We start from the raw sequence: 23,810 nt of genomic DNA, 5'->3' as shown, positions 1-23,810 counted from the left end.
ACCGTCCTATACATGTCTTTGGTCTTGTCAGATTGCGGTGGGTTTATCACCACAGGCTGTCACGTCAACGTCACTTGCCAATAAGGCGCGCGTGCTGCTGCAATGCATAGCGGTCAGTCATACCGGAAATATAGTCCGACACCATGCGCGCCACAGCGGTTTCATCGCCACATCGCCGCAGATCATCATGCCAACGTGCTGGCAGTAAATCAGGCTGCTTGAGGAACAGCGGGAACAGCTCTTCCACAACGATTGTCACTTCTTTGCGCATTTTCACAACAGAAGGGGCCCGATACATGCGGCTAAACAGGAAGGCGCGGATTTCTTTGAGATCTGCCCACAATGCGCTGGAGAATTGCACCACCGGCCTTCCGCATCCCCGCAACTCCTCCACGGATTGCGCCCCCACCTCCTCAAGCGCCGCGCGCGAGGTTGCGATCACATCGCTCACCATCACGCCAAACACACGGCGCAACGCCTCATGCCGCCGGCGGATCGCTTCAAGCCCGGGATAGCTCCTGTCCACATCCGCAAAAGCCTCTCCGACGATCGGCAACGCGCAGATTTCTTCCTCGGTGAAGAGCCCAGCGCGCAGGCCATCATGCAGATCGTGATTGTTGTAAGCCACATCATCGGCCAAGGCTGCTACCTGTGCCTCTGCACTCGCATGGGTGTGAAGCTCCAGATCATGCACCGCGTTATAATCCGCCAGCGCGTAAGGCAGATCGCCAACAACAGGACCATTGTGTTTGGCAATGCCTTCAAGGGTTTCCCAGGTCAGGTTCAACCCGTCAAAATCCGCATAGTGCCGCTCAAGTGATGTCACGATCCGCACCGCTTGGGCGTTGTGATCAAAGCCGCCGTAGGGCTGCATCAGCGCGTCCAGCGCATCTTCGCCAGTATGGCCAAATGGGGTATGGCCGAGATCATGCGCCAAAGCGATGGCCTCGGTGATTTCCTGATTGAGGCCCAAAGCCCCCGCGATGGTCCGCGCCACCTGCGCGACCTCGATCGAATGGGTCAGCCGCGTGCGGAAGTAATCCCCTTCATGCTCCACAAACACTTGTGTTTTGTGTTTGAGCCGCCGAAAGGCGCTGGCGTGAATGATCCTGTCCCGATCCCGCTGAAAGCATGACCGAAAGCTGCTCTCCTCCTCCGGAATGCGCCGTCCCCGCGCATGTGCCGGATCTGAGGCGTAGGGCGCATACATGTGCGTGGTCCTTGTAGCCTGTCCTTGGCTTTTCTATATTGGGTTTTGCGCCCGCTTTGAACCGGGCAAATCGCGCGAATAGGACAAAAAATCATGCAGTTGCCGCCCAAAGTAACCGAAAGAGCCTTCGAACGTCTCGCAGAGATCGGTGCCGCCGATCAGGGTCAGGCCCTGCGCGTGGCCGTTGAAGGCGGCGGATGCTCAGGCTTTCAGTATGAGATCAAGCTGGATACGCCCAAGGATGATGACCTTGTGCTTGAAGGTGCTGGGGAGAAAGTTCTGGTGGACAGCGTTTCTCTGCCATTCTTGGCAGATGCAGTCATCGACTTTTCTGAAGAGCTCATTGGCGCGCGGTTTGTGATCAACAACCCCAATGCCACCAGCTCCTGCGGCTGCGGCACCAGCTTTTCGATGTAAGCACGCGGCGTTTCTCATCTTGCCGCCACCGATGTTTGCTGGGTAGATACAAAGACCCAGCGGACAAAGGACAGCCTCATGAAAATCGCCACGTTCAACATCAATGGCATCAAGGCGCGCATCGAAACCCTGCCCCGCTGGCTGGATGAGGCGCAGCCCGATGTGGCGATCCTGCAGGAAATCAAATCCGTCGATGAGGCCTTTCCGCGCGAGATTTTTGAAGAGCGCGGCTATCAGGTCGAAACCCACGGCCAGAAGAGCTTCAACGGCGTGGCGATCCTGTCCAAGCTTCCTTTGGAGGATGTGACACGCGGTCTGCCCGGTGACGACAGCGACGAACAAGCCCGCTATATCGAAGCAACCGTGATGGGCGACACGCCGGTCCGCATTTGTGGCCTCTATTTGCCCAACGGCAACCCGACACCCGGGCCGAAGTACGACTACAAACTCGCATGGATGGAGCGCCTGTACGCCCGCGCCGAAGCGCTCCTCTCAGCGGAAGAACCTTTCCTCATGGCGGGCGACTACAACATCATCCCGCAGAATGAAGACGCCGCCAAACCCGAAGACTGGCAAGAAGACGCCCTCGCCCGCCCAGAAAGCCGCGCCGCCTATCGCCGCCTTGTGAACCTCGGCCTAACGGAGGCGTTCCGCGCCCGCAATTCTGCATCAGGCATGTATTCCTTCTGGGACTACCAAGCCGGCGCATGGAACCGCAACAACGGCATCCGCATCGACCACTTCCTACTTAGTCCGCAATGTGCGGATCTCTTGCAGGATTGCCAAATCGACAAAGAAGAGCGCGGCCGCTCCAAGCCCTCAGATCATGTGCCTGTCTGGATTGATTTGGCGGCCTAAGGCGCGCCCCAATCCACATCTGACGCCTCTTCAATTTTGAGCCGACCGGCCGGCCAAGGCACCATCAGCGGGCTCACTTCTTCCGGTGAGCCTTCCAGCCAAAGCGGCACATCCTGTTTATCAAGCAACACGCCCATCCGGTGATGGATCGGCGCAACATCGGTGTTCGGCGCGCAAGTCACTGCCGCCACCTGATGTACCTCGCGCCCACCCGGCGCTTTCCAGACATCTGTGATCGCGGCAAAGATCAGTGGCTCTTTTCCAGAAATGCGCCAAGCCGTCTTGCGCCGCGTCTCACCCGTCCATTCATACCAGCCATCGACAATGATCACGGCGCGCCCTGTGCCCTCAAAAGCCGACTTGTCAAACACGGTTTCAGAGCGTGCATTTATGATCGTTTCCATCACAGGCCGCCCACGCGCATTTACGCGCCCCACCGGGATGACCCCCCAGCGCATACGCTGAAAGCCACTTGAAGTGAGACAGGCAACCTCCTGCCCCGGCGCAATATTTCGGCGCGGCGGCTCGCCTTCGACCGCCGATGCATCTGCGCCGACCCATTGGCCAACATCGCGCATCGTCGTGGTCAGAAAGAACCGCCCGGGCATCACCTACTCCTGCATCTGCTCCAGCATCTCAACCACAAAAGGCCCCAGAACAGGGACAATCGCCGCCACACCATCCGCATTTGGGTGAATGCCATCTGGCTGCATCAGCGCGCGAAGCTGGTCCTCCGGCAAATCCCGGATGGCCGAAAAGAAATCCGGCGCAAGCGTCAGGTTGTAATCCTCCGCCAAGGCCCCATACATGCCATCAAAGTCCTGCTTGTAGCCCGCACCAAAATTCATCGGCGCTTGCACTCCGATCAGCATCACGTCCACATCTGCCGCCTGTCCGGCCTCCACGATGCCCGCAAGATTGGCTTTGCTCACTGCCGGATCAATCCCGCGTAGAGCATCATTGCCCCCAAGCGACACAATCAGCGCATCCACATCCGGCCCCAGCGTCCAGCCTACACGCGACAAGCCGCCCTGGGTCGTGTCCCCAGACACGCCAGCATTTTGCAGATTCACATCATGGCCTTGCGCAATCAGCCAAGCCTCAAGCTGTGGCACAAACCCGGCACCCTGCGCGACGCCATAGCCGTGGGTCAAACTGTCTCCCAAAGCGGCAATCACAACGGTCTCCGCCTTGACCGCAGTGTCGCTTAATGAGACGCTTAAAATGCCAAATGCCAATGCCTTGCCGCAACGCGACACGGCCCCATATAGAGAGGAATGAAGTTTCAACAGGCGACCTCCGACATGTCATCCATACTCTCTCTCAAAGATGCGACTTTAGCGCTGGATAGCAATGCCGGACGGATAGAAATTCTTCATGGGATCTCGCTTGATGTGGCCGCAGGTGAAACTTTGGCGCTTGTTGGGCCCTCTGGCTCTGGGAAATCCTCACTCCTGATGCTGATGGGTGGGCTTGAGCGCGCGACCTCCGGTCAGATCATGGCGCTGGATCACGATCTCTCGGCGATGGATGAGGATGCCCTTGCGCGCTTCCGCCGAGAAAACATGGGCGTGGTGTTTCAAAATTTTCACCTGATCCCCACCATGACCGCGCTGGAAAACGTCGCCACCCCTCTGGAGCTGGCGGGTCGCAGCGATGCCCAAGAGCGCGCCCGTGCCGAGCTTGAAGCCGTCGGCCTCGCACACCGCGCCGATCATTACCCAAGTCAGATGTCCGGCGGGGAGCAGCAACGCGTTGCGCTGGCCCGCGCCAGCGCCCCATCACCGCGACTGCTTCTGGCAGATGAGCCTACCGGCAACCTTGATCAGGTAACCGGCGAAACCATCATGGATCTGCTCTTTGATCTGCACGCCAAACGCGACACGACCCTGATCATGGTGACCCATTCCAACAGCCTCGCCGCTCGTTGTGAACGGGTGGTGCGCCTGCGTGACGGTCGCTTGGATGATGAAACCCATCTTGCACCTGTTGCATCCGAGGCGCTCGCATGAGCCTGTCAGCCGCAACGCGCATCGCGCGCCGGGAAATCCGGGGCGGGTTGCGCGGCTTCACCGTCTTTCTCGCTTGCCTAATCCTTGGCGTCGCCACCATCGCAGCCATCGGCTCTGTACGCAGTGCCATCCAAACCGGCCTCAGCTCCGAGGGCGCGACGCTCTTGGGAGGGGATGCGGAAATGAGCTTCACCTACCGCCGCGCCACCGAGGAAGAGCGCGCATGGATGGCCACCAACACCACGGGAAGCTCCGAAATCATTGATTTCCGCTCCATGGTGGTTGTCCCGGGGGAGGCCGAGACCGAACGCGCATTGGCGCAGGTCAAATCGGTGGACACCGCCTATCCGCTGGTGGGCGCGGTCTCTTTGTCGCCAGACATCTCCTTGGAGGGCGCGCTGAACGGCCAAGACAACCTGCCCGGCGCGGTACTGCATGGGCTTTTGGCTGATCGTCTCGCGCTCGCCCCCGGCGACACCTTTCAACTGGGATCACAAACCTTCGTTTACATGGCCCGCCTGCTGCGCGAGCCCGACACCGGCGATGGTTTCTCCTTCGCCCCCCGCGCGCTTGTGCGCACAAGTGATCTGTCTGAAAGCGGCCTCTTGGCCCCTGGCACGCTTTTCACCTCTCACTATCGTCTCAATCTGCCTGAGCAGGCCGATTTTGCCACGCTTGAAGCAGACGCAAGAGCCACCTTTGAAAGCACCGGGCTGCGGTGGCGAGACAGCCGCAATGGAGCGCCAGGCATCACCCGCTTTGTCGAGCGGTTCGGTGCCTTCCTGATCCTTGTGGGCCTTGCGGGCCTTGCCGTAGGCGGTGTGGGAATCTCCACTACCATCCGCGCATACCTCGCCCGCAAGACCGAGACCATCGCCACCCTACGCAGCCTTGGTGCCGAGCGCCGCACGATCTTTCTCAGCTATTTCCTGCAAATCGGCTTTGTGGCCCTCATCGGCATCACCTCAGGTCTGATCCTTGGCGCGCTGCTGCCTATCCTGCTTGCCCCGCTGATCACCGCCGTCCTGCCTTTTCCGGCAAGTTTTGCGATCTATCCGCTCCCGCTGATCGAAGCCGCACTCTACGGCACATTGGCCGCCGCGATTTTCACCCTCTGGCCGCTGGCGCGCGTGGAAAACGTCCGCCCCAGCGCGCTGTTTCGCGACCAGCTTGGTCAAACCCGCCATTGGCCAGCCCTGCGCTATATGCTCACAGTTGTGGGCCTAATCGCTTTGCTGATCGCGCTCGCAAGCTGGCTTTCCGGCTCAGCGCGCCTCACGATCTGGTTCGCGGGGGGCGTCGCCATCGCCATGTCCGCACTGACTGCCGCCTCCGCCGGGCTGCGCGCATTGCTCAACAGCCTCTCCCAACGTCTGCGCCAATCCCCGCAAGTCCGCTGGGCGCTGCAATCTGTGGGCCGCGCCTCGGAGGCAACAACCCCGGTCGTGCTATCCCTCGGCCTGGGACTCAGTGTGCTTGCCACCGTTGGCCAGGTGGATGGCAACCTGCGCAACGCAATTGCCAGCGATCTACCCGAAGTTGCGCCCTCCTTCTTTTTTGTCGACATCCAACGCGATCAGATGCCGCTTCTGGAAGCTGACTGGGCAGACACGCCAACCATCCACGATGTCGAAAACGCCCCCATGCTGCGCGGCGTGATCACCCGGATCAACGACCGCCCCGCCAAAGACGTGGCCGGTGACCACTGGGTCATTCGCGGCGACCGTGGCGTGAGCTATGCCAGCGACATGCCCGAAGGCACCAAACTCACCGCTGGCACATGGTGGGATCCCAAGCATGCAGGCACGCCCCAGATCAGCTTTGCCGATGAAGAAGCCGAAGAGATGGGGCTCTCACTGGGCGACAGCATGACGATCAACATCCTCGGGCGGGACATCACCGGCACAGTGACCAGCTTCCGTGAGGTGGATTTCTCCAACGCTGGGATGGGCTTTGTCATCATCATGAACGAAGCCGCCCTCGCCGGCGCCCCCCACAGCTTCATCGCAACTGTCTATGCGGAGGCTGAGAGCGAAGCGAGCCTGTTGAAAGAAGTGTCTGAAACCTACCCCAATGTCACCGCGATCCATGTGAGAGACGCTGCACAGCAGGTTTCAGACCTGGTGGCGCAGCTGGCCAATGCCACAACCTACGGCGCCTCCACCATCCTGCTCACAGGCCTTCTGGTGATTTTTGGGGCCGCTGCCGCGGGCCAATCCGCGCGCACCTATGAGGCCGCCGTGTTGAAGACCCTCGGCGCCACGCGCGGCCAGATCCTCAAAAGCTTCGCCTGGCGCGCAGCCCTTCTGGGCGGTGCCGCAGGCGGTGTTGCCCTCGCGGTTGGCCTGCTTGGAGGCTGGGCCGTGATGACCTTTGTGATGGAGAGCGATTTCATCATCATTTGGCCTAACGCTTTGTGGATCCTCAGCGCCGGCATCCTCGCCAACCTCTTGGCCGGTCTTGTCTTTGCCTGGCCCTCGCTGGCAACGCGCCCAGCCCGTATCCTGCGCGCCAGAGACTGAACAAAAAAGCCCACCCCCAAGATCTTCTCATTCGAGAAGTATCCCGGGGGTGAGCTTGTGGTCACACAAGTGAGGGGGCTGGCCCCCTCGCCTTACTCCGCAGCTTCGGCGTAGTCATCCATTGGAGGACAGGTGCAGACCAGATTGCGGTCGCCAAAGGCATTGTCGACCCGGTTCACCGGTGGCCAATACTTGTCGACCCGGAATGCACCGGGCGGGAAGCAGCCCTGCCCACGGCTGTAGGGGCGATCCCATTCCTTCACGAGGTCTTCCATCGTATGCGGCGCGTTTTTCAGCGGGTTGTTTTCCGCATCAATTCGGCCGTCTTCGATATCCCGAATTTCCTCACGGATCGCCAGCATGGCCTCACAGAAGCGGTCGATCTCGGCTTTGTTTTCCGATTCCGTTGGCTCGATCATCAGCGTTCCCGCCACTGGCCAGCTCATTGTTGGCGCATGGAATCCCGCATCCATCAGGCGCTTGGCAATATCATCCACCGTGATCCCCGCGCTTTCCGCAAAGGGGCGCGTGTCGATGATGCATTCATGCGCCACACGGCCGGTTGGACCTTTGTACAGCACGTCAAACGCCCCTTCGAGCCGCTTGGCGATATAGTTCCCGTTCAGGATCGCCACACGGGTCGCCTGGGTCAGCCCCTCACCGCCCATCAACAAGACATAGGCCCAGCTGATTGGCAGAAGGCTTGGAGACCCAAATGGTGCAGCCGAAACTGGGCCTTCTGAACCACCGGTTTCCGGATGGCCCGGAAGATGCTCAACCAGATGCGCTTTCACACCAATCGGTCCCATGCCGGGGCCGCCCCCGCCATGCGGAATGCAGAAGGTCTTGTGCAGGTTCAGGTGGCTGACGTCCCCGCCAATATCGCCCGGACGGCTCAGCCCAACCATGGCGTTGAGGTTTGCACCGTCAATATAGACCTGCCCACCGAACTCATGCGTGATGCCACAGACCTCATGCACCGTGTCTTCAAACACGCCGTGCGTCGACGGATAGGTGATCATGCACCCTGCCAGCTCGCCCGCATGCTTTTGTGCCTTTGCACGGAAGTCCTCCAGATCAATGTCGCCATTCTCAGCGGACTTCACCGGAACCACTTTCCAGCCCACCATCTGTGCCGAGGCCGGATTGGTGCCATGGGCACTCATCGGAATCAGGCAAACATTGCGATGCGCTTCGCCACGTGCGCGGTGATATGCTGCAATGGTCAAAAGCCCCGCATATTCCCCCTGCGCACCAGAGTTTGGCTGCATGGAAATCGCGTCATAGCCCGTGATCTGGCAAAGCTTGTCGTTCAGATCGTCAATCAGCTGGGTGTAGCCCTGCGCCTGATCTTTGGGAGCATAGGGGTGCATCAGCGAGAATTCGCGCCAGCTCACCGGCATCATTTCCACAGCAGCGTTCAGCTTCATGGTGCAGGAACCGAGCGGGATCATCGCACGGTCCAGTGCCAGATCCCGATCCGCCAAACGCCGCATGTAGCGCATCATCTCGGTTTCCGCGCGGTTCATGTGGAAAATCGGGTGATCCAGATAGCTGGACGTACGCAACATCGCTTCGGGCAAATGATACTCTGGCGCAAAATCATCATCATCCTGCACGATACCAAAGGCACGCCACACCGCTTCGATGGTCTGCGGACGGGTCATCTCATCCAGAGAAATACCCACTTTGGTTTTGCCCACTTTGCGCAGGTTGATGCCTTCTTGCACCGCGTGTTGCAGCACACCACGTTGCAGCAGCCCAACATCGACGGTGATCGTGTCAAAGAAGTCCGTTGGCTCCACGGTAAAGCCCGCCGCTTCAAGCCCACGCGCCAGACGCACGGTTTTGCGGTGGATACGCTGTGCAATCGCCTTCAGACCCTTGGGCCCATGGAACACCGCATACATCGAGGCCATCACCGCCAACAGCGCCTGCGCCGTGCAAACGTTGGAGTTGGCTTTCTCACGGCGAATGTGTTGCTCACGCGTCTGCAAAGATAGGCGGTAGGCACGGTTGCCGTGGCTGTCGATAGACACACCAATAATGCGCCCCGGCATCGCCCGTTTAAAGGCATCACGGCAGCTCATGTATGCAGCGTGCGGGCCACCATAGCCCACCGGCACGCCAAAGCGCTGCGTGCTGCCCACGGCAATATCCGCCCCCATCGCACCCGGTTCCTTTAGCAGGGTCAGCGCCAGAATATCGGCCGCGACAACACCAATCGCCTTGGTGGCATGCAGCGCCTCCATTTCCTTCGTGAAATCGCGCACATGGCCATGCGTGCCCGGATACTGGAAGATCGCGCCAAAGACCTTTTCCGCCTCCAGATCATCCGGATTGCCGATGATAATCTCGATATCCAAAGGGGCTGCTCGCGTCTGCATCACAGCGATGTTCTGCGGATGGCAGTTTTCATCGACGAAAAAGGCCTTGGCTTTGGATTTTGAGACCCGCTGCGCCATGGTCATCGCTTCGGCGCAGGCGGTGGCCTCATCCAGCAGCGAAGCGTTTGCAACCTCAAGCCCGGTCAGATCGCTGACCATGGTCTGATAGTTCAAAAGCGCCTCAAGGCGGCCCTGCGAAATCTCGGGCTGATAAGGCGTATAGGCGGTGTACCACGCCGGATTCTCCAGAATGTTGCGCTGGATCGCAGGCGGCGTGACCGTGCCATAATACCCCTGCCCGATCAGGCTGGTCAGAACCTTGTTCTTACCGGCGGTTTCGCGCATGTGCCGCAGCACTTCCCGCTCAGACAGAGGGCGCCCAAAATCCAGGGGCTCTTTCTGACGAATGCTGTCCGGCATGGTGTCATCAATCAGCGCATCAAGGCTGTCTGCCCCGATCACCTGCAGCATCTCTGCCATCTCCTCAGGAGACGGGCCGATGTGGCGACGGTTGGCAAAATCATAAGGTAGATATTCAGTTGGGGTGAAGGTCATCGGTGTCTCCTCAACGATCCGCAGCCGCAGGTGCGGGAAAAAAGCTGGGCGTCGGCTCGACCACAGAGGCCGAACCAATCAAATTTCATGTGTGATCATCGGGGTATAAACGGCCGGGGCTCCGCCCGTTTCTAAGACGGTGCTTACCCAATGAAATCTTTGTAAGCGGCCTCATCCATATAGTCGTCCATCTGACTCAGATCAGACGGCTTGATCTTAAAGAACCAGGCGCCTTCCATCGGGTCTTCGTTCACTTTGCCCGGCTCATCCACCAGCGGCTCGTTGACCTCAACGATTTCCCCATCCAGCGGCGCGAGGATGTCGCTGGCCGCTTTCACGGACTCGATTACACAGACTTCTTCGTCTTTGGTCACTTCGGTGCCTGCCTCTGGCAGTTCCACAAACACCACATCGCCCAGCTGCTCGCTAGCGTGCTCTGTGATGCCCACCACGATCAGGTCACCTTCTTCGCGCAGCCATTCGTGCTCTTCTGTGAATTTCATTGCTTGCTCTCCTGTTGCTCAACGTTTGAAATTGGCGGGCACCAGCGGCATCTTCGCCACTGTCACCGGCATGCGTTTGCCGCGCACTTCGCCAAAGATTTCTGTCCCTGGCGACGCCTGCGCGCTGCCGACATATCCCATGGCTACGGGGCCATTCAGCGTGGGGCCAAATCCGCCAGAGGTGACCTCGCCAATCGGGTCACCGCCCTCTGCTTCTGCAAAAAGCTGTGTGCCAGCACGCATGGGGGCACGCCCCTGTGGCGCAAGCCCCACGCGCTTGCGCGCCACACCTTCAGCCAGATCGCCATAGATCCGATCGGCACCGGGGAAACCGCCTGCCCGTTCGCCATCCGCACGGCGCACTTTCTGGATGGCCCAGGTCAGCGCAGCTTCAATCGGGGAGGTCGCCGTATCAATGTCATTGCCATAAAGGCACAAACCGCCCTCAAGGCGCAGACTGTCACGCGCACCAAGCCCAATGGGTGCGACCTCTTCCATCGCCAGAAGTTTACGGCAAAGACCCTCTGCCGCGTCAGCAGGAATGGAGATCTCATAGCCGTCTTCACCGGTATAGCCCGACCGGCTTACCCAACAGGCCACCCCATCAAGCTCTACATCCGCAAAGTCCATAAACGCCATATCGGCCACAGCCGGGTTCAGACGTGCCAAAGCGGCCTCAGCCGCTGGCCCCTGCAGCGCCACCAATGCGCGATCCGTGATCTCCGTCACCGAAACCTCCGGCGTCAAAGCCCCGATCATCCGCACGATGTCAGCTTCCTTACAGGCCGCATTCACCACAACGAACAGATGATCACCCCGATTGGCAAACATCAGGTCGTCCTCGATGCCACCAGCATCGTTGGTGAAGAACCCGTAACGCTGCCGCCCTGCGCCCAAACCAAGCACATCCATTGGCACCAAAGTCTCAAAAGCCTTGGCAGCGGCATCATAGCTTTCGGCTTTCAGCACCACCTGCCCCATATGGCTGACGTCAAACAGACCCGCCGCCGCACGGGTGTGCAAGTGTTCCTTCATCACGCCCATCGGGTATTGCACCGGCATGTCATAGCCCGCAAACCCAACCATCTTGGCGCCCAGCTCAATGTGCAGATCATATAGCGGCGTGCGCTTCAGCTCTGCGACCGACTCTCCCATAGGCTTTGCCCTTCTCTACCCGGGCGCATCCATGTTTGATGGTCACATCCGGCATCCCATAGTCGCGCAAATTCATGCGCGTGCGATGCCCCCTCTGTCCTTAAGCCTGAGATCGTTATCCCTTCGGCGGACGCCCATCGGCGCCACTCTCCAGAGTCTTTATAGCGGCGTGTCGGTCCCTGTGGCCTGAGAGTTTCCGGGGCGGTTGCTCCTTCGGCACCGGACTACTCCGGTTCTCCCGATTCACCTTGGGTGCACCGTAGTATGCCGAACACGGTGAAACAAGCCGCGTTATCGTGCTACTGATCGCCCAATCAATTTTGATTAACTTGCAACTAACCGGTCAGCTACGCGCCGGATCTTTGTGGCACGGCTCAGGCGTCAAGATGTTGAGCAACGCGTTGTTTTCGCACATCAGAGTGTCCAGTGTGACTTCATCAAGGCGCGCATAGAAGGCCTCCGCAGCCTCTCCCAAAATGTGCTTCAATCGGCAGGCGCTTACCAGAGGACAGGTCGTATCCACATCCGCAAAACACTCCGCCAGAGGCACCGGCCCTTCCATGGCGCGGAAAACATCTCCGACACAGATGTCCTTTGTGTCATGCGCCAGCCTGACGCCCCCGCTGCGTCCGCGATGGGTGTCCAAAACCCCCAACAAAGCGAGCTTGTGAATCACCTGCGCGAGATGGTTTTCAGAAGCCGCACAGACCCCGGCAATCTCATGTTTGGTGACAAGACGATCAGGGTTCGCCGCGCAATACATCAGCACACGCATCGCAATATTGGTCCGTTTGGTGATGCGCATATGAAAGCTCCCGCTTTACCCTTGCCTTTTAACTCCCCGTTAGCCGGTGTGACAGAATGCGCATAGGAAAGCATTGACATGGATCAAGCTGCGTGATCCCTACATTTCATGACCGCGTCCTACTTCTTCGGCTACGGCAGCCTTGTGAACGAAAAAACACACGATTACGAGGACTTGCACAAAGCAACCCTACAGGGCTGGCGCCGCGCCTGGCGTCATACAAACCTGCGCCCGATTGCATTCTTGACCGCTGAACCTGATGAAACCAGCGAAATCGAAGGCATCATCGCGCATGTGCCAAACGACGATTGGGCTGCGCTGGATGAACGGGAATTCGCCTACGACAGAGTGGGCGCGACCTCGGCCATCCGTCACGCAAAACCTACCGAAATTGACATCGCAGTCTACCATGTCCCTGCAGAACAAGGTCTTTCACCGGACGTCCGCCACCCGATCTGGCTCAGCTATCTCGACGTGGTGGTCCAGGGATACCTGAGACATTTTGGCGAGGCAGGCGTCGCCCGTTTCTTTGAAACAACCGCCGGATGGGACGCGCCAATTCTAAACGACAGAGCCGCCCCAAACTATCCGCGCAAGCAAGATCTGAGCGCAGATGAAACGGCGCTGGTGGATATGCATCTCCGCGTAGTCGGTGCGAAGATCATCACATAGACCTTTGTAAACGCGCAAACAAAGGCGGCCATGCCTGACCGCCTCTCATAGGCTATCTATCCGGATTTTCAGAGCATCAACTGATAGCTCGCCGGCGCATATTTATAGCCGCCATCGTGGCTTTCGACATAGCCCACCGCAGGCCACGGCATGTGATAGCCGACAAACGGCACCTTATCCGCCGCCAGCATATCAAGCACTTTGCGACGGGTCGCGGCGGCCGCAGCTTTGTCCATGTCAAACTTCACTTCCCAGTCCGGATAGGCCAGCGACCAGACGTAGTGGTTGGCAAAATCCGCACAAAGCATGATCTGTTTGCCATCGCTTTCGATCATATAGGCCATATGACCGGGCGTGTGGCCAAAGGTGCCAACGGCGGTGATGCCACTTGCCACCGAGGCGCCATCCTCAATCATATCAAAACGTTCTGCATTCGGGCGAATTTTGCCCTCAAACGCTTTGTTGCCATCGGTTTTCGCCCAGGCGTCAAACTCTACGCGGCCGGTCAAATGCTGCGCGTTGCCAAAGGTCACACCGCCCTCGCCCGCAACACCGCCGATGTGGTCGCCATGCATATGGGTGATCACAACCTTGTTCACCTGATCCGGCGTGTAGCCTGCCGCAGCCAGTGCTCCAGTGATCGCCTCAGGGCTCAAGCCCGCATCAAACAGCACAAGCTCGTCGCCGGTGTTCACAATGGTGGGCGTGAAGAAAAACTGTGCCGCATTGGTCGGGATGTTGGCCGCCTCGGAGGCCTTGGCAAACTCTTCAGCGCTCACATTCATGCCAAAGATGTTCTGCGGGCCTTCAACAGTACGCGTGCCCACCAATAGCGTGGTCACCTCAAACTGGCCCAGTTTCATCCGGTTAAACCGCGTGGTGCCAACGCCCTTCATCTCAGCTTTTGCCAGACTTTGGTTTGGCAGCAAAGTTGCCGCAACCGGGGCAGCCGCTGCGCCTGCCAACATGCTGCGGCGGGTCAATTTGGTTTGTTTGGTCATGGTCCAATCCTCCTGCGGAAAAATATCTATTTTTTGATATTGTTGGGGCTACGATAGAATTACGCGTTTGGATTGCAATTCACGGTCCCTTGAGGAGGAGGAACCAGCCCACTTTCCTTACGAGAATATTAAGAAATCGGGCTCAACCGCCCTTGTTGCGCGGATCTAAGCCGGATTTCTGGACAAAATGACATTCATGTGGGAAGGGAGGCCCCAACAGGAGATTCCCATGACGACGACCCGTTTCGCCCCTTCGCCAACCGGCTATATCCACGTTGGCAACCTGCGCACCGCGCTGATGAACTACCTGATCGCTCGCAAATCGGGCGGCACCTTCATCCTGCGCATTGACGACACCGACCCAGAGCGGTCCAAACAGGAATATGTGGATGCCATCCAGGAAGATCTGGAATGGCTCGGCCTGACCTGGGACCGAATGGAGCGTCAATCCACCCGTCTGGAGCGTTATGAAGACGCCGCGCAGCAACTGCGCGACATGGGCCGCTTCTATGAGTGCTTTGAAACGCCAACCGAGTTGGACCTCAAGCGCAAGAAGCAGCTCAACATGGGCAAACCGCCGGTTTATGACCGCGCCGCTCTTGCGCTGTCGGAAGACGAGAAAGCCGCTCTGCGCGCGGACCGTGGCAATGGTCACTGGCGCTTTAAGCTCGACCACGCTCGCATCGAATGGACCGATGGCATCTTGGGCGATCGCTCCATTGATGCCGCTTCGGTCTCTGATCCGGTCCTGATCCGTGCGGATGGTCAGTTTCTCTACACGCTGGCCTCTGTCTGTGATGACATCGATTTTGGCATCACCGATGTTGTGCGCGGCTCTGACCACGTCACCAACACGGCGACCCAGATTCAGATCATCGAAGCACTTGGCGGCGGCGTTCCAAACTTTGCCCACCACTCCTTGCTGACCGGCCCACAGGGCGAAGCGCTTTCCAAACGCCTCGGAACGCTGGCCCTGCGCGATCTGCGCGAAGCCGGTGTGGAGCCGATGGCCCTCCTCAGCCTGATGGCCCGCCTTGGCAGCTCCGATCCGGTTGAGCTGCGCGGCTCCATCGAGGAGATCGCTGAAGGCTTTGACGTCAACAAATTTGGCGCCGCGCCTACCAAGTTTGACGAGCAGGACCTCTACCCGCTCACCGGCAAAGTGCTGCACGACAAACCGCTTTCCGAGATGGCCGATGACATCGCCGCCGCTGGCGTGCCTGCCGATCTGGCTGAGCGTTTCTGGAACGTGACCCGCGAAAACATCACCACCCGCAAAGACATCGCGCCATGGTGGGATCTCTTCGCCAACGGTGCGGAGCCTGCCATAGAAGACGAAGACCAAGACTTCATCAAAGAAGCCATGGCGCTTCTGCCCGAAGGCCCGTTTGATGACAGCACTTGGGGCAGCTGGACCGCCGCCGTGAAAGAGGCCACCGGCCGCAAGGGGCGCGGTCTCTTCATGCCACTGCGCAAAGCTCTCACCGGCCAAAGCCACGGCCCGGACATGTCCGCTGTGATGCCGCTCTTGCAAGTGATCAAAGCCCGCGGCTGATCATTCCAAAACAAAAACGGCGCGCCTAAATGAGGCGCGTCGGAGCTTTCAGGGCGCTAGCCCCGAGGAATGTCAGAACCACTGACTTTCACCGCAAAATTTTTCGAATTGAGTCAGCACAGCCCGTCGCGCTGCGTTGCCCCAAACGGAAACCGATCCTGACATTGGAAAATCCAAGAGAGCAGTCTGCACAGGCAGCGGATGCACCTAGCAAATCAGCCACTGAGATTGAGCGTCAAGCGAAAAAATATTACCATCTCCAAGATGTACATATTCTATTCAATTTATTTGGCACCCATTTTGGGGATTTTTGCCTTAGTGTTTACGAAACAAAAGTGGGTTCGGGTGGTCATTTTGGCCAGCTTCATCTTCGTCGGTTTATCGCGGCTCTCAGATTTTTGGACAAATGAGTATTTGATTTCAGCAGGCTGCGGGGGAAATGTCATGAAAGGACTGAGCTGTCCAGAAATGACGAAAATGGTTCGCCTCGCGATACTGCACCAATTGTCGTTTCTTGTTTCCGTCTTCTTTGTTGCGTTCATTTGCCCTATTTTGGCGCTTTTTATCGTGGTCTCCGAGTGGAATGTGCGTCAAAAAACCTCTGCCGAAATCACTCATGATCAATAAGAAGCTTAGCCTCGAAACCAACAACCCGCCGTCTTGTCAGCCAGTCACAATACTCATCCAACTCGGCACAACGCAGCAACTCCCAATCAGCCACCCTTCACAGCTGCGGTGACAATCACCTCAACCTTGAGCACATCGCGCGCAAGTTTGGCTTCGCCACAGGCACGCGCTGGCGCATGGCCTTCCGGCAACCAAGCGTCCCAGACTTCGTTCATTTCGGCAAAATCGCTCATGTCAGACAGCCAAACAATGGCTTGCAGGATGTGCTCACGATCAGAACCTGCTTCTTCCAGCAACGCGTCCACGCGGGCCAGACAATCGCGGGTTTGTTCTGCCACAGTGTCACCCGCGCCAACCTGACCACACAGGTAGGCAACCTGATTGTGGATCACAATTTTTGACATGCGGGTGCCAGTGTGAATGCGCTCTATCATGGTTTAAGCCCTTATATTTTTGTACTTTTGCGTGGTCGATCAGCTCGGATCGCGGAACCGGTTCACAATCGGGTAGCGCCGGTCAAGCCAGAACGCTTTCTTGCTGAGCCGCGCACCGGGTGCCGACTGAAAGCGTTTGTACTCGCTGATGTAGACCAGATGCTCGACCCGCTTGACCGTCTCCCGATCATAGCCAGCGGCCACACACTCCGCGACGGATTTGTCCTCATCCACCAGCATGTAAAGGATCGCATCCAGCACATCATAAGGCGGCAGGCTGTCCTCGTCTTTCTGATCCGGACGCAGCTCTGCTGAGGGCGGTTTGTAGATGATCGCCGGCGGGATCACCTCGCCTTCCGGCCCCATCATCCAGTCGCGATGCACCTCGTTGCGCCAGCGAGACGTCTCAAACACCCGCGTTTTATACATGTCTTTGATCGGATTATAGCCACCAGCCATATCGCCATAGATCGTGGCATAGCCCACAGCGACCTCAGATTTATTGCCTGTGGTCAGCAGCATTTCCCCAAACTTGTTGGACATCGCCATAAGGAGCAGCCCGCGCAGACGGCTCTGGATGTTCTCTTCGGCAAGTCCGGACTCAAGCCCCTCAAACAGCGGCGCCAAAGTATTGGTGATTGCATCCCGCCCCTCTGAGATGGGCACATAGTCATAGCGCACGCCAAGCCGTTCTGCGATGTCTTTCGCGTCATCGAGTGAGCCTTGCGACGTGTATTCACTTGGCAACATCACACAGCGCACATTCTCCGCGCCCAACGCATCCACGGCGATTGTCGCCACCAGCGCGCTGTCAATGCCGCCTGACAAGCCCAGCAAAACTTTGGAAAATCCGCTCTTACCCATGTAATCGCGCAGAGCCTCTACGCAGACGCGGTAATCCTGTTCCTCCCCCGCAGGAAGAACAGCTTTCGGCCCCTCTTTGCAGCGCCATCCCTCAGCCGTGCGCTCAAAATCCACATGGGCCACAACCTCGTCAAACACTGGTAGCTGCACCGCCAATTGTCCGCCCGGGTTCAGCACAAAGGAGCCGCCGTCAAACATCTGATCGTCCTGCCCACCCACCATGTTGAGGTAGACCAGCGGCAATCCGGTCTCGATCACCCGCGCCACCATATGGTTCATGCGGCGATCAAACTTGTCACGGTAATAAGGCGATCCATTGGGCACCACGAGGAACTCCGCACCGGTTTCCTCCAGCGTCTCCGGCACATCCTCAAACCACGCATCCTCACAGACGGGTGAGCCAACCCGAACGCCGTTCACACTGTAAGGCCCTCCCATCGGCCCGCTTGTGAACAGGCGCTCTTCGTCAAACACCGTGTAGTTCGGCAAATTGTGCTTGCGCTGAATATGCGCAATCATGCCATCCCGCAGAATGAAGTAGGCGTTGTAAAGCGCATCGCCCTCTTTCAGAGGTCCGCCAACGGCCACCACCGGCCCGTCGGCACAGTCTTTGGCCAGTTGCTCAATCTCAGCCAGTGCGGCCACCTGCAGCGCAGGTTTCAGGATCAAATCCTGCGCGTTGTAGCCAACGATGAACATCTCCGGAAAAGCCACCATATCCGCGCCTGCCGCTTTGGCCTCCTGCCAAACAGCGCGCACTTTGTCCGCATTCCCAGACAAATCCCCCATGACCGGATTGGCCTGTGCCAATGTCAAACGGAATGTATCGGCCATGGGTGTTCTCCTATGCTGCAGGTCTTGTTCTGCGGGTCTTGCCAGAGATGTAGCAGACACAGCGCCAAGGAAAAGCGCAAAGCACAGCAATTTATCCCCTGTCTCCTCACTCTGCTCAGGACTTACGCGCGAAAAAGCGCAAAACAGTTTGCCCCGCCGAACCCCATGTCCTAAAATCAGGTTAATGCTTCTCGCGTCCAAGAGAAGCGATTTGGGGAAAAGTCGAGGCCAAAAATATGCGCGGAACTCAGGCACTTACATTAGCCATCCTGCTCGCGGGCACAGCAGCCTTTGCACAGGACAGCCAGGTTCTGACAAAACAGTATGATGACGGCGGTGTGTATGAAGGCACCTTCAAGGGTGGTTTGCAGCACGGCACCGGCAGTTATCGCTTGCCCAACGGCTATGAATATGAGGGCGAATGGGCTGACGGAGAGATCCGCGGTCAGGGCATTGCCCGCTTCCCCAACGGCTCTGTTTATGAGGGGGCCTTTGCTAAAGGAAAGCCGCATGGGTTTGGCAAAATCACCTTCACCGACGGCGGCACCTATGAAGGGGAATGGGTCGACGGCAAAATCACCGGTACAGGGGTGGCCAGCTACGCGAATGGCGTGCGCTACGAAGGCAGCTTTCAGAATGCCAACCACCACGGCAAAGGCGTGATGATCAGCCCCGCGGGCTATCGATATGAGGGCGATTGGATCAACGGCGTCAAAGAAGGCCTTGGCAAAATCACCTATAATGACGGCACCATCTATGACGGTGAAATCAAAGGCGGCGAACGCGCAGGCCAAGGCCGCCTCACCATGCCCGGTGGATTGGTCTATGAAGGCAATTGGGTTGCCGGTCAGATCGAAGGCGACGGCACCCTGACCCAACCCAACGGCGACGTCTATGTGGGACAACTCGTTGGTGGCAAACGCCAAGGCAAAGGCTTTGTCACCTATGCCAATGGAGACACTTACGAAGGGGACTTCAGCGCCGATCAACGCGATGGTCAGGGCACATTCACCGGCACCGATGGCTATGTTTATGTCGGGGCTTGGGTCGAAGGTCACATCGCAGGCCAAGGTCAGGTCACCTACCCGGATGGATCTGTCTATGTGGGTCAGTTTCAGGATGATCTTGCCGACGGTCAGGGCAAAATCACCTACACCGACGGCTCAACCTACGAAGGCGCTTGGAAAGCTGGCGTGATCGACGGCGCGGGCAAGGCAACCTATGCCAACGGTCTGGTCTATGAGGGTGAATTCAAAAGCGCGCGCAATCACGGCCGTGGCGTGATGACATATGCGGATGGCTATCGTTATGAAGGCGAATGGCAAAACGGCCAGCGCCATGGCACCGGCACCGCAACCTACGCCGACGGCACCGTCTACACCGGGCAATTCGCCAATGGTCAGCGCGAAGGCAGCGGCGAAATTATCATGCCTGACGGCTTCAAATATTCCGGCCAATGGCAGGCTGGCGAGATCAACGGCATTGGCGTAGCGACCTACGCAAATGGCGACATCTACGAAGGCACATTCAAGGCTGGCAAACGTCAGGGCGAAGGCACGATGCGCTATGCCTCCGGCGAGGAACGCAGCGGCAACTGGAACAACGGCTCACTCGCCGAAAACGGCGCCGCGCAGACCGACGGCTGAGATACCGGATCAAACTACAAGCAAGCCGCGCCCTGAGCGCGGCTTTTCTGTTTTGTGGGAGAAGGTCTTCTCCGCTACCAGGGTACAGGCGCGCCCGCATAATCATAAAAGCTCCCGCTTTCCTTGGGTGACAAACCGTCCAGCACATCCAGCAAAGCCTGCGCAGCCACCGTCGCGCTGTGCTTCTTATGGGCAGGGTAATTTGCCGTGAACGATGTCTCCACAGTGCCCGGATGCAGCGCCACACAAATGGACTGTTTGTGGCTACGGCCCAACTCAATCGCACCGGTTCGGATCACCTGATTGAGTGCCGCTTTGGAGGCGCGATAAGAATACCACCCCCCTGCGCGATTGTCGCCGATTGACCCGACCCGCGCCGACAATGCTGCAAAAACGCCCCGCTCCTTGCGCGGCAACAGCCGCGCGGCGTGGCGCATCACCAAAGCCGGCCCAATTGTATTGACCGCGAATTGAGCCGCCATCTCCTCAGCAGTCACCTCTCGCAGCGATTTCTCAGGCCCCTGTCGGCTCACAACCAAGACCCCCGTCGCCACAAAGACAAGTTGAAACACGCCATCGAGCGCGTTCAATGAAGTCTCAACTGTCTCAGGGTCTGTTATGTCAAATCCGTCGCGCGCACGAGAAAGCCCTACCACTTCGGCGCCACGCTCTCTCAAGCTATCCGCTATCGCCGCACCAATACCGCCGCTGTCGCCAATCACCAAGGCCCGCACATTCAATCTCCTTCTTTTCAAGAGCATACGGCGCAGCCCCGCTCATAGCTTCATTTTGATCAGAAGCGCTTTAGACGTTCTCGCTTCGTTGTGAGACCAGCACCGTCCCAACGCCCCGCGCCATCCTCGCTCACAAAACACGCCACTTTTGCTCTTTTCATTTACCCTTCGGCATGTATAACTCTGCGTCATGACACGTTTGGCCCATATCGCAACATCCGCACGCCTTCCGGCGCCGTTTGCGCGTGGCCTAGACCTACTCCTAGTCCGCCTCTGAGCGTGACCGTGTCGGCGCGCGTGCTCAGAGGAGAGATGTCCGCGCCGAATGTCTAAAGCACCTCGCGTTTTTTATGAGTACAAACAGAATCGACTTTTGCGTTTTCCCTATGGAATAAGCCGCAATCAAGAGATTCAAACCAAACGCGAAGTGCCCTGAACCGCCCAACGGCAACCCGACACTGACAGGCCTCTAGGAAACCCTATGCAAACATCCAGTTTCTTTGAAAAACAGCCATATTTTTCAAATCCTTGGGGCCCATGCACTGTTGCGCCGCAAGGCATTCCCAATTTCGGAGACCGCACGTCTACCGCAGTCTTCCCCCCGCATATCTAAACAGGAACCAAACCCATGTCCGACAACCGCGTTGTTATTTTTGACACCACCCTGCGCGACGGCGAGCAAAGCCCCGGCGCCACCATGACCCATGACGAAAAGCTCGAAATCGCCGAGATGCTGGATGACATGGGTGTGGACATCATCGAAGCCGGTTTCCCGATCGCTTCTGAAGGCGATTTCGCCGCTGTTTCCGAGATCGCCAAGCGCGCCAAAAACTCCCGTATCTGCGGTCTTGCCCGCGCCAACATCGCAGACATCGACCGCTGCTGGGAAGCGGTGAAACATGCGGAGAAAAACCGCATCCACACCTTCATCGGCACCTCGCCTCTGCACCGCGCCATTCCCAACCTCACCATGGATGAGATGGCCGACAAGATCCACGAGACCGTCAGCCACGCCCGCAATCTCTGTGAGAACGTCCAGTGGTCCCCGATGGATGCCACCCGCACCGAGTGGGACTATCTCTGCCGCGTGATCGAAATCGCCATCAAAGCCGGTGCCACCACCATCAATATCCCAGATACCGTGGGCTACACCGCCCCGATGGAAAGCGCTGATCTGATCAAGAAACTGATCGAAACCGTGCCCGGCGCAGATGATGTGATCTTCGCAACACACTGCCACAACGACCTCGGCATGGCGACCGCCAACTCGCTGGCCGCTGTGGCGGGTGGAGCGCGTCAGATCGAATGCACCATCAACGGTCTGGGCGAGCGCGCAGGCAACACCGCGCTTGAAGAAGTCGTGATGGCGCTGAAAGTGCGCAACGACATCATGCCATGGACCACGGGCATCGACACCACCAAGCTCATGAACATCTCTCGTCGCGTGGCCACCGTTTCCGGCTTCCCAGTGCAGTTCAACAAAGCCATCGTCGGCAAAAACGCCTTCGCGCATGAGTCTGGCATCCACCAGGATGGCATGCTGAAGAACAAAGAGACCTTCGAAATCATGCGCCCGGAAGATGTGGGCCTCTCCGGCACCTCCTTGCCGCTGGGCAAACACTCTGGCCGCGCCGCACTGCGTGACAAGCTGGAACAGCTCGGCTTTGAAGTGGGCGACAACCAGCTCAAAGACATCTTTGTACGCTTCAAAGAGCTGGCCGACCGCAAAAAAGAGGTGTTTGACGACGACATCGTGGCGCTTGTACGTGCCGGTGGCGGCGAAGATGCCGAAAACGATCATCTACAGCTCGTCTCCATGAAAGTGGTCTGCGGCACAGGTGGTCCGGCAGAATCCACAGTTGAGATGGAAGTGGGCGGCTCAGACGTCACCGCGACCTGCGAAGGCGACGGCCCGGTGGATGCGACCTTCAAAGCAATCCGCAAAATCCACCCCAACACCGCCCGCCTGCAGCTTTATCAGGTGAGCGCGGTGACAGAAGGCACCGACGCGCAGGCCACCGTCTCTGTGCGGCTGGAAGAAGACGGCGTGATCGCGACCGGTCAGTCAGCCAACACCGACACGGTTGTGGCCTCCGCCAAAGCCTACATCCACGCCCTGAACCGCCTGCTCGTGCGCCGCGACAAAGTGGGCGAAGGTGTGGACGCCAAAGAGGTGTCTTACAAAGATCTGGCGTAAGCAAAAGGAAGGCTGTCTCTCTTGAGACAGCCTTCCTACGCGAGCGAAACATCCCTACCAAGCAAAGCCGCACTAAATCGGCAGTTGCAGCCCATACGCTTCAGTCGCGCACCGCGTCCTAGTCGAAGAGTGTATGCAAAGCACCCTCCCCGTGGCCGGGGTTCGAGTGTGTCCAAGGCAAAACAATGACGCGTGGCTTCAGTCAGTGCTGAACATGCCCAGTAGAACTAACCCGATCGTCAACGCCAAAGCATACGAATAGGGAATCGTAGTCGATGCCAAGGCCGCTACACATCCCCAAGCTATATGCCGGGCAAGCAATACCATCTATTTTTATTTTGTAAGTCGATGGACCAAGCATAGCTGTGACTTGATCACGCGTCATTTGCCCGGGGACAAGATAACTGGTTGTGAGATCGTCCACCATCCCGCCTCGCGGACAGGACGCTTCTTTTTCCATACATTGTAGATCAGACAAACCTTTGCAACTCCCAGCTTCCTCCCACGCGCTAACTTCAAATTCATCTCCCCGAAAAGGAGATACATGCATAACCCAAATCAAGCCGAGGATGAGCAAGCCAATCGATGCGAAAATCACGCCGATTGATCGCAAAAAAAATCGACTAAACGATAATAGGCGTTCTTGGTTTTTGAGCGATTTTGGGAAGGAGAAACGGTAGACTGGATTGGTCAGGAGCGCCCTATCGTGAAGCCGATAAAAAAGTTCGCGTCGTGTTAAGGCGATCAAAATTATCCCGAAAAGGACAATAGCAAGAAGAATGAAATAAACAGACGTCATGGGTAAGAAATAGTCTCTAAGCG

Annotated in this window: 21 protein-coding genes and 1 riboswitch; of the genes, 9 read left to right on the top strand and 12 right to left on the bottom strand. The window is 58.0% G+C overall.

The genetic code is table 11. The features are described 5' to 3' along the window. Positions 1–70: 70 nt before the first annotated feature. Positions 71–1,210, bottom strand: a complete 1,140-nt coding sequence (locus tag J7399_RS14855; protein WP_209087160.1) for a deoxyguanosinetriphosphate triphosphohydrolase — start codon at positions 1,208–1,210, stop codon at positions 71–73. Positions 1,211–1,303: 93 nt separating this feature from the next. On the opposite strand from J7399_RS14855, the gene J7399_RS14850 reads away from it, so the two are divergent. Beyond that, positions 1,304–1,627: an iron-sulfur cluster assembly accessory protein gene (locus J7399_RS14850; RefSeq protein WP_209087158.1), complete on the top strand. Its 324-nt coding sequence runs from the start codon at positions 1,304–1,306 to the stop codon at positions 1,625–1,627. 78 nt (positions 1,628–1,705) lie between these two features. Then, on the top strand, positions 1,706–2,485 hold the full coding sequence (gene xth, locus J7399_RS14845; protein WP_209087156.1) for an exodeoxyribonuclease III: 780 nt from the start codon (positions 1,706–1,708) through the stop codon (positions 2,483–2,485). Here the strand turns inward: xth and J7399_RS14840 are convergent. Then, entirely contained in the window at positions 2,482–3,093 is a 612-nt protein-coding gene (locus J7399_RS14840; RefSeq protein ID WP_209087154.1) for an SOS response-associated peptidase, read from the bottom strand. The two genes, xth and J7399_RS14840, sit on opposite strands and share 4 nt — an antisense overlap. A 3-nt stretch (positions 3,094–3,096) precedes the next feature. Further along, entirely contained in the window at positions 3,097–3,774 is a 678-nt protein-coding gene (locus tag J7399_RS14835) for an arylesterase (protein WP_247742904.1), read from the bottom strand. Between the two features lie 15 nt (positions 3,775–3,789). On the opposite strand from J7399_RS14835, the gene J7399_RS14830 reads away from it, so the two are divergent. Together J7399_RS14830 and J7399_RS14825 are read left to right on the top strand one after the other, a co-directional pair. Continuing rightward, positions 3,790–4,497 (top strand): ABC transporter ATP-binding protein, encoded by a 708-nt coding sequence (locus J7399_RS14830; RefSeq protein WP_209087152.1) that lies wholly within the window; start codon positions 3,790–3,792, stop codon positions 4,495–4,497. Continuing rightward, positions 4,494–7,019, top strand: coding sequence for an FtsX-like permease family protein (locus J7399_RS14825; protein ID WP_209087150.1), 2,526 nt, complete (start codon positions 4,494–4,496; stop codon positions 7,017–7,019). Before J7399_RS14830 ends, J7399_RS14825 begins: the two co-directional genes overlap by 4 nt. Positions 7,020–7,111: 92 nt before the next feature. On the opposite strand, the gene gcvP is transcribed toward J7399_RS14825, so the two are convergent. The 4 genes from gcvP to J7399_RS14805 all read right to left on the bottom strand — a co-directional run bounded on the left by gcvP (position 7,112) and on the right by J7399_RS14805 (position 12,424). Beyond that, entirely contained in the window at positions 7,112–9,961 is a 2,850-nt protein-coding gene (gcvP, locus tag J7399_RS14820) for an aminomethyl-transferring glycine dehydrogenase (RefSeq protein ID WP_209087149.1), read from the bottom strand. A gap of 143 nt (positions 9,962–10,104) precedes the next feature. Then, positions 10,105–10,464 carry a glycine cleavage system protein GcvH gene (gene gcvH, locus J7399_RS14815; RefSeq protein WP_209079228.1) on the bottom strand — a complete coding sequence of 120 codons (360 nt, stop codon included), beginning with the start codon at positions 10,462–10,464 and terminating at the stop codon, positions 10,105–10,107. Between the two features lie 18 nt (positions 10,465–10,482). Then, positions 10,483–11,619, bottom strand: a complete 1,137-nt coding sequence (gene gcvT / locus J7399_RS14810; protein ID WP_209087148.1) for a glycine cleavage system aminomethyltransferase GcvT — start codon at positions 11,617–11,619, stop codon at positions 10,483–10,485. A gap of 163 nt (positions 11,620–11,782) precedes the next feature. Continuing rightward, positions 11,783–11,870, bottom strand: a riboswitch (glycine riboswitch). Between the two features lie 92 nt (positions 11,871–11,962). Further along, on the bottom strand, positions 11,963–12,424 hold the full coding sequence (locus tag J7399_RS14805) for an Rrf2 family transcriptional regulator (protein WP_209087147.1): 462 nt from the start codon (positions 12,422–12,424) through the stop codon (positions 11,963–11,965). Between the two features lie 108 nt (positions 12,425–12,532). Here J7399_RS14805 and J7399_RS14800 point away from each other — a divergent pair, with 108 nt between their 5' ends. Next, the gene (locus J7399_RS14800) at positions 12,533–13,096 is read left to right on the top strand and encodes a gamma-glutamylcyclotransferase family protein (RefSeq protein WP_209087146.1); all 564 of its coding nucleotides are present in this window, start codon (positions 12,533–12,535) and stop codon (positions 13,094–13,096) included. 68 nt (positions 13,097–13,164) lie between these two features. Here the strand turns inward: J7399_RS14800 and J7399_RS14795 are convergent, their stop codons facing one another. Beyond that, positions 13,165–14,097, bottom strand: a complete 933-nt coding sequence (locus tag J7399_RS14795; RefSeq protein WP_209087145.1) for an MBL fold metallo-hydrolase — start codon at positions 14,095–14,097, stop codon at positions 13,165–13,167. A gap of 229 nt (positions 14,098–14,326) precedes the next feature. Between J7399_RS14795 and gltX the strand changes: the two genes are divergently transcribed. Together gltX and J7399_RS14785 are read left to right on the top strand one after the other, a co-directional pair. Further along, entirely contained in the window at positions 14,327–15,652 is a 1,326-nt protein-coding gene (gltX, locus tag J7399_RS14790; RefSeq protein ID WP_209079233.1) for a glutamate--tRNA ligase, read from the top strand. A gap of 354 nt (positions 15,653–16,006) precedes the next feature. Then, positions 16,007–16,279 (top strand): hypothetical protein, encoded by a 273-nt coding sequence (locus J7399_RS14785; protein WP_209087143.1) that lies wholly within the window; start codon positions 16,007–16,009, stop codon positions 16,277–16,279. Between the two features lie 86 nt (positions 16,280–16,365). On the opposite strand, the gene J7399_RS14780 is transcribed toward J7399_RS14785, so the two are convergent. Continuing rightward, positions 16,366–16,713 (bottom strand): RidA family protein, encoded by a 348-nt coding sequence (locus tag J7399_RS14780; RefSeq protein ID WP_209087141.1) that lies wholly within the window; start codon positions 16,711–16,713, stop codon positions 16,366–16,368. A gap of 39 nt (positions 16,714–16,752) precedes the next feature. After that, on the bottom strand, positions 16,753–18,411 hold the full coding sequence (locus J7399_RS14775; protein WP_209087139.1) for an NAD+ synthase: 1,659 nt from the start codon (positions 18,409–18,411) through the stop codon (positions 16,753–16,755). Positions 18,412–18,647: 236 nt separating this feature from the next. Here J7399_RS14775 and J7399_RS14770 point away from each other — a divergent pair, with 236 nt between their 5' ends. Then, positions 18,648–20,057, top strand: coding sequence for a 2-isopropylmalate synthase (locus J7399_RS14770; protein ID WP_209087138.1), 1,410 nt, complete (start codon positions 18,648–18,650; stop codon positions 20,055–20,057). Positions 20,058–20,131: 74 nt separating this feature from the next. On the opposite strand, the gene J7399_RS14765 is transcribed toward J7399_RS14770, so the two are convergent. Next, a complete protein-coding gene (locus J7399_RS14765; RefSeq protein WP_209087137.1) occupies positions 20,132–20,818 on the bottom strand; it encodes an SDR family oxidoreductase in 687 nt (228 codons plus the stop codon). Between the two features lie 601 nt (positions 20,819–21,419). Here J7399_RS14765 and J7399_RS14760 point away from each other — a divergent pair. Beyond that, positions 21,420–22,988: a 2-isopropylmalate synthase gene (locus tag J7399_RS14760; RefSeq protein WP_209087136.1), complete on the top strand. Its 1,569-nt coding sequence runs from the start codon at positions 21,420–21,422 to the stop codon at positions 22,986–22,988. Between the two features lie 202 nt (positions 22,989–23,190). Here J7399_RS14760 and J7399_RS14755 read toward each other — a convergent pair whose 3' ends face one another. Next, positions 23,191–23,787: a hypothetical protein gene (locus J7399_RS14755; protein WP_209087135.1), complete on the bottom strand. Its 597-nt coding sequence runs from the start codon at positions 23,785–23,787 to the stop codon at positions 23,191–23,193. Positions 23,788–23,810: the final 23 nt, after the last annotated feature.

Source organism: Shimia sp. R9_1 (genome assembly GCF_017743775.1).
GTDB lineage: Bacteria > Pseudomonadota > Alphaproteobacteria > Rhodobacterales > Rhodobacteraceae > Shimia.
The sequence above is the reverse complement of the archived record's forward strand: the minus strand, read 5'-3'. Positions and strand labels throughout refer to the sequence as shown.

Coding starts and splice junctions, on each gene's coding strand:
- J7399_RS14780 (WP_209087141.1), bottom strand. CDS start 16,713: ATGATAGAGCGCATTCACACTGGCACCCGCATGTCAAAAATTGTGATC.
- J7399_RS14855 (WP_209087160.1), bottom strand. CDS start 1,210: ATGTATGCGCCCTACGCCTCAGATCCGGCACATGCGCGGGGACGGCGC.
- J7399_RS14760 (WP_209087136.1), top strand. CDS start 21,420: ATGTCCGACAACCGCGTTGTTATTTTTGACACCACCCTGCGCGACGGC.
- gcvP (WP_209087149.1), bottom strand. CDS start 9,961: ATGACCTTCACCCCAACTGAATATCTACCTTATGATTTTGCCAACCGT.
- J7399_RS14850 (WP_209087158.1), top strand. CDS start 1,304: ATGCAGTTGCCGCCCAAAGTAACCGAAAGAGCCTTCGAACGTCTCGCA.
- J7399_RS14775 (WP_209087139.1), bottom strand. CDS start 18,411: ATGGCCGATACATTCCGTTTGACATTGGCACAGGCCAATCCGGTCATG.
- J7399_RS14755 (WP_209087135.1), bottom strand. CDS start 23,787: ATGACGTCTGTTTATTTCATTCTTCTTGCTATTGTCCTTTTCGGGATA.
- gcvH (WP_209079228.1), bottom strand. CDS start 10,464: ATGAAATTCACAGAAGAGCACGAATGGCTGCGCGAAGAAGGTGACCTG.
- J7399_RS14800 (WP_209087146.1), top strand. CDS start 12,533: ATGACCGCGTCCTACTTCTTCGGCTACGGCAGCCTTGTGAACGAAAAA.
- xth (WP_209087156.1), top strand. CDS start 1,706: ATGAAAATCGCCACGTTCAACATCAATGGCATCAAGGCGCGCATCGAA.
- gltX (WP_209079233.1), top strand. CDS start 14,327: ATGACGACGACCCGTTTCGCCCCTTCGCCAACCGGCTATATCCACGTT.
- J7399_RS14830 (WP_209087152.1), top strand. CDS start 3,790: ATGTCATCCATACTCTCTCTCAAAGATGCGACTTTAGCGCTGGATAGC.
- J7399_RS14805 (WP_209087147.1), bottom strand. CDS start 12,424: ATGCGCATCACCAAACGGACCAATATTGCGATGCGTGTGCTGATGTAT.
- J7399_RS14795 (WP_209087145.1), bottom strand. CDS start 14,097: ATGACCAAACAAACCAAATTGACCCGCCGCAGCATGTTGGCAGGCGCA.
- J7399_RS14765 (WP_209087137.1), bottom strand. CDS start 20,818: ATGCTCTTGAAAAGAAGGAGATTGAATGTGCGGGCCTTGGTGATTGGC.
- J7399_RS14825 (WP_209087150.1), top strand. CDS start 4,494: ATGAGCCTGTCAGCCGCAACGCGCATCGCGCGCCGGGAAATCCGGGGC.
- J7399_RS14770 (WP_209087138.1), top strand. CDS start 18,648: ATGCGCGGAACTCAGGCACTTACATTAGCCATCCTGCTCGCGGGCACA.
- J7399_RS14840 (WP_209087154.1), bottom strand. CDS start 3,093: ATGCCCGGGCGGTTCTTTCTGACCACGACGATGCGCGATGTTGGCCAA.
- gcvT (WP_209087148.1), bottom strand. CDS start 11,619: ATGGGAGAGTCGGTCGCAGAGCTGAAGCGCACGCCGCTATATGATCTG.